Origin of the sequence: Pseudonocardia sp. (assembly GCF_029263155.1) — a bacterium.
In the GTDB taxonomy this organism is placed as follows: Bacteria; Actinomycetota; Actinomycetes; order Mycobacteriales; family Pseudonocardiaceae; genus Pseudonocardia.
The window spans coordinates 81,660-90,314 of record NZ_JAJCYB010000070.1 but is presented as its reverse complement, the minus strand read 5'-3'; the positions used below and the strand labels follow the sequence as shown (position 1 = coordinate 90,314).

Below are 8,655 nucleotides of genomic sequence, written 5' to 3'. Positions count from 1 at the left end.
GCCCCCCACCGGGGCCCGACCGGAGAACCAGCAGTGGAAGAGCCGGACAGACCGGCAGCTCAACCACGACCTTCTCCCACCAACCCACCCAGAAGATCAACCAGCGCGTAACGCGAACTGCGGCGGTGGATCCAGGCTCAGTGCCGGGGTCTGGTGGGCGTCGATCCCGACCACCTGGTCGGCCCGTACCAGCCCGTCGGCCTGGGTCTGCACCCACACGTTCGTCAAACTCACGGCCTCTCCTCACACTTGATATCGCCATCTGCGACTGCCGTAAGTCTACCTCTTGCGTACCCGAAAAACTGTAGCTAGGATAGCAGATATCTGGAGCGGGCCGGGGTCATCCCCGCCGGGTCCGCTCCGGAGCATCGCCGCCCTTGTCGTCGATCAGGAAGGAGTGGCCTGCGATGCTGATGCGCACCGACCCGTTCCGTGAGCTGGACCGGATCACCCAGCAGGTGTTCGGCAACACCCCCGGCACCTGGTCCCGGCCCACCGCGATGGCGATGGACGCCTACCGCGCCGGGGACGAGTTCGTCGTGTCGTTCGACCTGCCCGGCGTGTCCGCCGACGCGATCGAGCTCGACGTCGAACGCAACGTGCTCACCGTGAAGGCCGAGCGGCGCCCGGCCGCCACCGGGGAGCACATCGAGATGCAGGTGGCCGAGCGGCCGCTGGGGGTCTTCTCCCGACAGCTGTTCCTGGGCGACACCCTCGACACCGACCACATCGACGCCGCCTACGACGCCGGCGTGCTGACCCTGCGGATCCCGATCGCCGAGAAGGCCAAGCCCCGCAAGATCAGCATCGCCAACGCCGACAGCGGACAGAAGCAGATCAACGCCTGACAGCCCGCCCCCGGCCCCGGGGCGGCCCCATCCGGGGAGGGCAACGGACATGAGCGAGCACCCCACCGTCGAGCCCGTCGGCATCGTGCGGCGGCGCGCGAGCGGGCCGTGGTGCGACGACCGGAGCGGCCCGGGCACCGCCGCGGTGTTCACCGACCTCGTCTGCGCCGACCACGACCTGCTCCGTGCCGAGTTCGTCGCGATCATCGACGCCAACTTCCCGAACCACCCAGTCGCGAACCACGCAGTCGCGAACCACCCAGTCGTCCACCCGAGGCGACGCGACCCCACCGTCGCGGTCAGGATCGGAACGGGACGTTTCCCCACGCGGCTCGGCACCCACGCGCTGTCGCGCCGACCCGGTCGCGTCACCGGCGTGGCGCGGCACCCGCGGGCCCGGCAGCGCGGGCCCCCGGGGTCGCGCGCGGGTTCTGCCACGACACCAGCGCCGGCCGGACAGGAGGTGATCGATCGACCCACCGCCACCACGGAGGACGCATGCGGCCGCGCGGGCCGCGATCGCCGCGACACATGACGCGGGGCCCGGCGGACCGTCCGCCACATCGGGCTCATCGCCACCTCGGCACCGGATCCGGCGACCGCCACCGGCCGTCCGCGGCGTCCTCCTACCCCGGGCGGCCCCGCCGACGCGCCCGCATCGCCTGGCGGGAACGGGGTACGCCACCGGGATGACCATCGGTGAACGGGGAGGACGAGCAGGTGCGGCAGGGTCGGGGCCACCCCCTGGCGGGGCCGCCCCGGCCGTCGACGTGCTCGTGCCGACCTGCGACCGGCCGGTCGAGCTCGCGACCACCCTGGCCGGGCTGGCGGCCCAGACCGGTGTGTCCTTCCGGGTGGTGATCTCCGACCAGTCCGCGGGCCCGGCGGGGTTCGACACCCCGTCCGCGGCCACGCTGATCGCGGCCCTGCGCCGCCGCGGCACCGCCGTCGAGCTGCACCGGCACCTGCCCCGGCGCGGTATCGCCGAGCACCGTGCGTTCCTGCTGTCCCGCGCCTCCGCCGGGGCCGTGCTGCTCCTCGACGACGACGTGTGGCTCGAACCCGGGGTGCTCGACCGGTTGCACCGCGCGCTGTCCGAGCTCGGATGCGGGTTCGTCGCCGCGTCGGTCCAGGGGCTCTCGCACCTGCACGACCGGCGCCCGCACGAGTGCGCGCCCTTCGAGGCGTGGGACGGTCCCGTCCGGCCCGAGACGGTGCTCAAGGACGGGCCGGGGTGGGCCCGCTGGACCCTGCACAACGCCGCGAACGGGCTGCACCTCGCCGAGCGGCTCGGCCTCGACACCGGGGCGCTCCCGCCACCGGGGACCTGGCTGCCTTACAAGGTCGCCTGGGCCGCGGGATGCGTCCTGTTCGACCGGGCCGCCCTGCTGGAGTCCGGCGGCTTCGACTTCTGGCGCGAGATCCCCGCCGACAGCCACGGCGAGGACGTGCTCAGCCAGCAGCGGGTGATGGCCGCGCACGGTGGGGCGGGCATCCTGCCCAGCGGCGCCTACCACCAGCAGTCACCCACCTCGATCCCGGTCCGGTCGGCCTCGGCGGTGGACCTGCTGCCGCTGCGGTCGCCACCGGGGTGACGAACTGTTTCGGGCCTGCCGGCCCGGGAACGACGTCTGCGTGAGGATCGCGATGGTGCAGGGCCGTGCCGACCCCGGCCGTGACGGCGTCACCGACTACGCAGCACACCTGGCCGATGCCCTGCGGGCGACCGGGGCCGCGGTCGAGCCCGTGGCGACCGCGGGCTCGCCCGGGGACGTCGTGCGCGCGGCCCGCCGGATCGCCCGCTGGGACCCCGACGTCGTCCACGTGCAGTTCGCCCCGTCCGCCTTCGGTTTCCGGCCGTGGCCGGGGCTGCTGCCGGAGCTGGTGCGTGCCCCCGTCGTCACCACGGTCCACGAGTACGGCTGGTGGGCCGCACCGTCCTGGGTGCCGGCCGCCGTGTGGCGCGCCGTCGAGCGGCCCGGGTGGTTCGACCGCGAGACGGGGCGGCTGGTGCCGGCCTCCGCGGTGACGGTGACCACGAACGCCGGGCACACCGACCAGCTCCGCACGCGCCTCGGGGTGCGGGCGCGGCTGGTGCCGCTGGCCCCGAACGTGCCCGATGCCGGCGGGGGGTGGCACTCGGTCCGCGAGGATCTCGGGGTGCCGCCCGACGCCGAGGTCGTCGCGTTCTTCGGGTTCGTCCACCCGGTGAAGGGTCTGCGGTACCTGATCGACGCCGTCGCGCGGCTGCGCGCCGCGGGCCGGGACCGGCTGCACCTGCTGGTGCTGGGCGGGTTCACCTCGCTCGCGCTGCCCGAGCCGCAGGCCAGGGCGTTCCGCGCGGAGCTCACCACGTGGGCGGCCGCGCGGGGGGTCGCCGAGCACGTGACGGTCACCGGCCACCTGCCCGCGGAGCGCGTGTCCTGCGCCCTGCGCACCGCCGACCTCGCCGCCTTCCCGTTCACCGCCGGGGCGACGACGAAGAGCGGCGCGCTGCTCTCGGCGTTCGCCCACGGGCTGCCCACCGTCGTCACCGCCGCCGACCCGCCCGATCCCGACCTCGTCGACGGCGAGACGGTTGTCGTGGCCCCCCGGGTCCGCGACCCGGATGTGCTCGTCGACGCCCTGGGGCGCCTGCTCGACGACCCGGTCCTGCGCGACCGGGTGGCCGCGGGAGGTACGGCGCTGGCCGCCCGGCGCAGCTGGCCGCGGATCGCGGCGGCGCACCGGGAGCTGTACGCGCGCGTCACGGAGCGGGCCGGTGGCTGAACGGTTCCGCGACATCCTGGTGGTCGACCTGCTCGGCGGGATCGGGGACCTGTGCATGGTGCTGCCCGCGGTGCACGCGCTGCACCGTGCCCACCCCGGCGCGGCGCTGCGGGTCCTCACCCACGCACCCGGGGCCGACCTGCTGCGGTCCGACCGGGCCGTCACCGAGGTGCGCCGGGCGGAGCGGCACCGGGAGCGGGCTGCGGTGGTTGCCGAGCTGGACCGGTGCCCGCCCGACCTGGTGGTCAGCACCACCCGCTTCGACGGGATCGCCGAGGAGATCGAGGCGCGCGGGATGCGCAGCGTCACCGACATGTGGCGCCGTCCGCCCGACGACGAGCCGGTGGCCCGCCGCTACGTCGCCATCCTCGCGGCGGAGGGGCTGGTCGAGGGCGGGTACCGGCCGCCGTCGATCCACCTCACCGCGGCCGAGCAGGCCGTGGCGGACCGGACGTTGTCGGGTGTCGCCCCGTCGGGCGCGCCGGTGGTGCTCGTCCCCGGGGCCGGGATGGCGGTCAAGCGGTGGCCGCACTGGCCCCGGCTCGCCTCGGCGCTCGCACGGTCGGGGGAACCGCCGCTGGTCGTCGCCGGGGGCGGGAGCGCCCCGGGATGGGGCGGGGCGCCGGTCCGCCCGCTGCCGCCCACCGACCTGCGCTCGCTGGCTGCGCTGTTCGCGGCGGTCGGCCGCCGCGGCGGGGTGGTGGTGGGGCCCGACACCGGGCCGGTGCGGGTGGCGGCGGCCGTCGGTGCCCGCACCGTCGGCCTGTTCGGCCCGACCCTGGCCGCGCGTTACGGCCTGGACCCGCCCGCGCTCGACCTGCAGGGCCTGCCGGGGTGCACGCACCGGCGACCGACCGCCATCACCGAGCAGGTGTGCTGGTGGCAGGCCGCGTGCCCGCTCTCGACGGCCGGGCCGGCCTGCATGGCCGACATCGAGCCGGGCGCCGTGCATGCCGCCCTGGCCCGGGTAGTCGGGCGGGGCGGGCCCCCTACCGACGCGGTTGAGGTACGCGCCAGCGGGTAGCGCACAGGTATGGACCTCAGCTTCATCGCCCATCTCGGCGAGCGCCCCGGGCCGTTCGCCACCGTGTACCTCGACGCCACCCACGACGCCGCCGACGCGGCGCACCGGTCGGAGCTGCGGTGGGCGGCGGCGCGTGAGGACCTCGCCGCGCAGGGGGCCGACGGTGCGACCCTCGACGCCGTCGCGGCCGCCGTCGAGGACGCGCCACCCGCCCAGGGTCGGGCGGGTCGGGTGCTGGTCGCCACCGACGGCGCCGTGGTGCTCGACCGGGTGCTGGCCGCCCCGCCGGCGCCGGCGGTCGCCTCCGGAGCCCTCGCCGTCTGGGGCCCCGTGCCCGACCTGCTGCCGATGCTGCTCGCGATGCCCGAGCCGGTGCTCGCGCTGGTGGTGCGCGTCGACGAGACCGGCGGGGAGATCCTGCGGGTGCCACCCGGTGGCGCACCGGAGACGGTGGAGCACGTGTCGGGCCGGCAGCATCCCGTGCACAAGGTCTCCACCGGGGGCCCGTCCGACCGCAACGTGCAGGAGCACGTCGAGGAGACGTGGCGCCGCAACACCGCCGAGGTCGCGGAGCGGGTGGACGCGCACGTCCGCGCGCATCCCACGGGGGTGCTGCTGCTGGCCGGTGACGCGCCGGCCCGCTCCCGGCTGCGGGACGCGCTGTCCGCGCGCGCCGCGGCGCTCGCGGTCGACCTGGAGCACAGCGGCGGGCCGGATGACGTCGACGACCTCGCGGCGGCCGTCGCGGTGGCGGTGGACGACGTCTCCGGCCGGGAGCGGTTCGCCGCCCTGGAGCGCTACCGCGAGGCGGCGGGGCGCGGCGAGGGCTTCGGCGTCGAGGGCGTCGACGCGGTGCTCGCCGCACTGCGCGCCGAGCAGGTCGACACGCTGTTGCTCGACGGGTCGGTGACCAGGGACGGCGCCGTGTTCGTCGCGGCGGGCTCGCCGACGCAGCTCGCGGGCGACCCCGAGACGCTGCGGGCCGAGGGGGCGGAGCCGTACGGGCCGGCCGGGGTGGACGCGGCGATGATCCGCGCCGCCGCGGCGGGCGGCGTCACCGTGCACGCGATCGCCGACGACCAGCCGGAGCTCGGCCTCGCCGACGGGGTGGCGGCCGTGCTCCGCTACCCCTTCGTCGGGACGTCCTGAGCCGCGGCCCGCGTCAGGGGCGCTCGGTGCCGTCGTCGTCGCAGTTGGTGATCGTGACGCGGTCGGCGAGCGCGGCCACCGCGGCGGCGCTGCCGGTGCCGAGCCCGTGGTGCACCACGTTGAGGGCGCCACAGGCGGCGCCGGTCCGCAGCGCGTCCAGCGGTGCGCCGCCCCGGGCGAGCACGGCCACCATGCCGGCGGTCATGGAGTCACCCGCCCCCTTGGGCTCGGCGGTCTGCAGCGGCGGGACACGGACCGCCACGACCTCGTCGCCGATCAGCGCCAGGGCCGGGTCGGCCGCCCGGGAGACCACGATGATCCCGGCCCCGTCCGCGCGCAGCCTGCGCATCGCGGCGATGAGGTCCGTCGGTTCCGCGGAGGGCGACAGCCCGTCGTCCACCAGCTCCTCGTGGCTGATCTTGACCAGGTCCGGGCGGCCCTCCATCGCGGCGGCGAACCGCTCCCCGGACAGGTCGACGGCGACGCTGACCCCGTTCGCCCGCAGGTCGGTGGCCAGGCGGGCGTAGAAGGCCGGTGGCAGCACGCGGTCGCCGTTCGGGCCCGACAGCAGCGCCCGGCCGTGCTCGAGGCCCGCGGCCAGCGCCAGCTCGTAGAGCTCGTCCTGCTCGTGCCGGTCCTGCGCCCCGCCGCGGGCCTCGGCGACCACGGTGCGGTCCCCGGACCGCCGGTCGTGCACGTAGCCGCCGTTGCGTGACCGCAGGCGCACCGCGCGCAGTTCGATGCCCTCGCCCGGGATGAGGTCGGCCAGCACGTCGCCCGTCTCCCCACCGAGCCCGGCACACAGCACCACCGGCACGCCGAGCGACTGGAGCATCCGCGCCTGCCAGACGCCCTGCCCGCCCGCGTGCACGTGGATGTCGGGCTCGTCGGCCCGGTCCTCGATCGTGACCGTGATCAGCGGGGAGGGGGCGAGGACCACCACGGTCTCGGGCATCGGGTCAGTCCGCCGGGCGCGCTGCGTCGGGAGGCTCCTCGTCCATCATCAGGATGACCCCGGCGGGGGAGCCGTCGCGGTCGTTGAGGGCGCTGCCGAGCACCCGGACCTCGATGGTGCGGCCCCGCCGGTTCACCGCGGCGATGCCCAGCTGGTGGCTGCGCGGATCTCCGGCGAGGGCCTCGCGGATCATCGGCCGGAGCCGGTCGATGGGCAGCCCGATGTCCAGCGCGAGGAAGTTCTGGTGCAGCACCTCGTCGCGGCGCAGCCCCCACAGCTCCTCGGCCTGCTGGTTCCAGGCCCGCACCAGGAAGTCGCGCCCGAGGACGATCACTCCCGAGTGCAGGCCGGCGAGCACCGACTCCAGGAACGAGTTGACCTCGTTGAGCTGGCCGCTGCGCTCCTCGAGCTCGTCGTTGATGGCGTGCAGCTCGTCGTTGGTGGACTGGAGCTCCTCGTTGATCGTCTCCAGCTCCTCGTTGGTGGACTGGAGCTCCTCGTTGGTGGTCTCCAGCTCCTCCACCGTCGACTGCAGCTCCTCGTTGGTGGTCTCCAGTTCCTCGCTCGTGGACTGCAGCTCCTCGTGCGCGGTCTCCAGGCGGGACCCGAGCTGGCTCAGCTCCTCGCGGAGGCGGGCCTGCTCGGTGACGTCCTCGAACGAGATGGCAACCGCGGGCGGGCCGCCGAGCCGGAGCGTGGTGGACGCGGACAGCGGCTGGACCCGGATCTGCAACGTCAGGATCTGCTCGTCGCGCACCAGCTGCACGTCGTCGACCCGCACGACCCGCCGCTCGGCCAGCGCGAGGTCGACGTGGCGGCGCAGCTCGACCGGTCGGTAGGACACGTCCACATCGCGGAACGGGCGGCCGCAGTCGGCGGCGGAGACGTCGAGCAGGCCCTCGGCGGCGCGGTTGACCAGCCGGACCGTCCCGTCGCCGTTCAGCACGACGTACGCGACCGGTGCGGACAGCAGGACCTCCTCCGGCGTGCCGTCCACGGTGGCCGGTGGGGTCGCGCCCGGGACCTGCCCGTCGCCACCGGCGAACGGCGGGTCCGTGGCGGTCGCCGGTGCGACCCTCGTGAACACGCGTCGTCGCAGGTCCAGTGGCCGGAACAGCGCTGCGTGGCTGAGCAGCATCTCGGCCTTGCCCAGGAACAGCACACCGGTCGGCGCGAGTGCGTAGTGGAAGCGGGCCAGGATGCGGGCCTGGGTCTCGGCCGTCAGGTACATCAGCGTGTTGCGGCAGACCAGGACGTCGATGCGCGAGATCGGGGCGTCCTGCACGAGGTCGTTGCGGCCGAAGATCACGCTGCGGCGCAGGTCGGACCGGAACTGGAAGCGCGTGCCGACCGGCTCGAAGTAGCGCTCCAGCAGCTCCGGGTCCAGCCCCCGCACCTGCCGCTCGTCGTAGACCGCCTGCCGGGCGCGGGCCAGGTCCTCCTCGTCGACGTCGGTGGCGTAGATCTTGACCCGGTCCCGGAACTGGTCGCGCCCGAGCAGCTCGGACAGCACGATCGCCAGCGTGTACGCCTCCTCGCCCGAGGCACACCCGGCGCTCCACACGCGGATCGGGTCGGTGGGGCCCTTGGCCGCCACCACCGCGGGCAGCACCTCGCTGCGCAGGTACTCCCAGCTGTCGGGGTCGCGGAAGAACGCGGTCACGTTGATCAGGATGGTGTTGAACAGCGCCGTGAACTCCTCGCCGTGCAACTCCAGGTGGTCGAGGTAGTCGCCGTGGTCGGTGATCCCGAGCTGCTCCATCCGGCGGCGCACCCGCCGCGAGATGCTGGAGCGCTTGTAGCCGGTGAAGTCGAACCCCCGCGTGTCCCGCAGGTGCTGCAGCAGCGTCTCGAGGCCGTCCTCGGCGACCGGGGCGCCGCCCGCGGGCTCCGACCCGTCCTGCGGGTCG

At 75.0% G+C, this 8,655-nt stretch carries 8 protein-coding genes; 5 read left to right on the top strand and 3 right to left on the bottom strand.

The genetic code is table 11. The features are described 5' to 3' along the window. Positions 1-96 precede the first annotated feature (96 nt). Positions 97-234 carry a hypothetical protein gene (locus tag Q1K26_RS13920; RefSeq protein ID WP_300011754.1) on the bottom strand — a complete coding sequence of 46 codons (138 nt, stop codon included), beginning with the start codon at positions 232-234 and terminating at the stop codon, positions 97-99. A 173-nt stretch (positions 235-407) separates the two neighbouring features. On the opposite strand from Q1K26_RS13920, the gene Q1K26_RS13915 reads away from it, so the two are divergent. The 5 genes from Q1K26_RS13915 to Q1K26_RS13895 all read left to right on the top strand — a co-directional run bounded on the left by Q1K26_RS13915 (position 408) and on the right by Q1K26_RS13895 (position 5,790). After that, entirely contained in the window at positions 408-848 is a 441-nt protein-coding gene (locus Q1K26_RS13915; RefSeq protein WP_300011739.1) for an Hsp20/alpha crystallin family protein, read from the top strand. Between the two features lie 689 nt (positions 849-1,537). After that, the gene (locus tag Q1K26_RS13910) at positions 1,538-2,443 is read left to right on the top strand and encodes a glycosyltransferase (RefSeq protein WP_300011736.1); all 906 of its coding nucleotides are present in this window, start codon (positions 1,538-1,540) and stop codon (positions 2,441-2,443) included. A gap of 40 nt (positions 2,444-2,483) precedes the next feature. Next, positions 2,484-3,617, top strand: coding sequence for a glycosyltransferase (locus tag Q1K26_RS13905; protein ID WP_300011733.1), 1,134 nt, complete (start codon positions 2,484-2,486; stop codon positions 3,615-3,617). Continuing rightward, positions 3,610-4,641, top strand: a complete 1,032-nt coding sequence (locus tag Q1K26_RS13900) for a glycosyltransferase family 9 protein (RefSeq protein WP_300011730.1) — start codon at positions 3,610-3,612, stop codon at positions 4,639-4,641. The genes Q1K26_RS13905 and Q1K26_RS13900 overlap by 8 nt, the downstream gene beginning before the upstream one ends. Positions 4,642-4,650: 9 nt before the next feature. After that, positions 4,651-5,790 carry a Vms1/Ankzf1 family peptidyl-tRNA hydrolase gene (locus Q1K26_RS13895; protein ID WP_300011727.1) on the top strand — a complete coding sequence of 380 codons (1,140 nt, stop codon included), beginning with the start codon at positions 4,651-4,653 and terminating at the stop codon, positions 5,788-5,790. Between the two features lie 13 nt (positions 5,791-5,803). Here Q1K26_RS13895 and Q1K26_RS13890 read toward each other — a convergent pair whose 3' ends face one another. Both Q1K26_RS13890 and Q1K26_RS13885 read right to left on the bottom strand, forming a co-directional pair. Next, positions 5,804-6,745, bottom strand: a complete 942-nt coding sequence (locus tag Q1K26_RS13890; RefSeq protein WP_300011724.1) for a PfkB family carbohydrate kinase — start codon at positions 6,743-6,745, stop codon at positions 5,804-5,806. A 4-nt stretch (positions 6,746-6,749) separates the two neighbouring features. Next, entirely contained in the window at positions 6,750-8,591 is a 1,842-nt protein-coding gene (locus Q1K26_RS13885) for a CheR family methyltransferase (RefSeq protein ID WP_300011751.1), read from the bottom strand. Positions 8,592-8,655 lie beyond the last annotated feature (64 nt).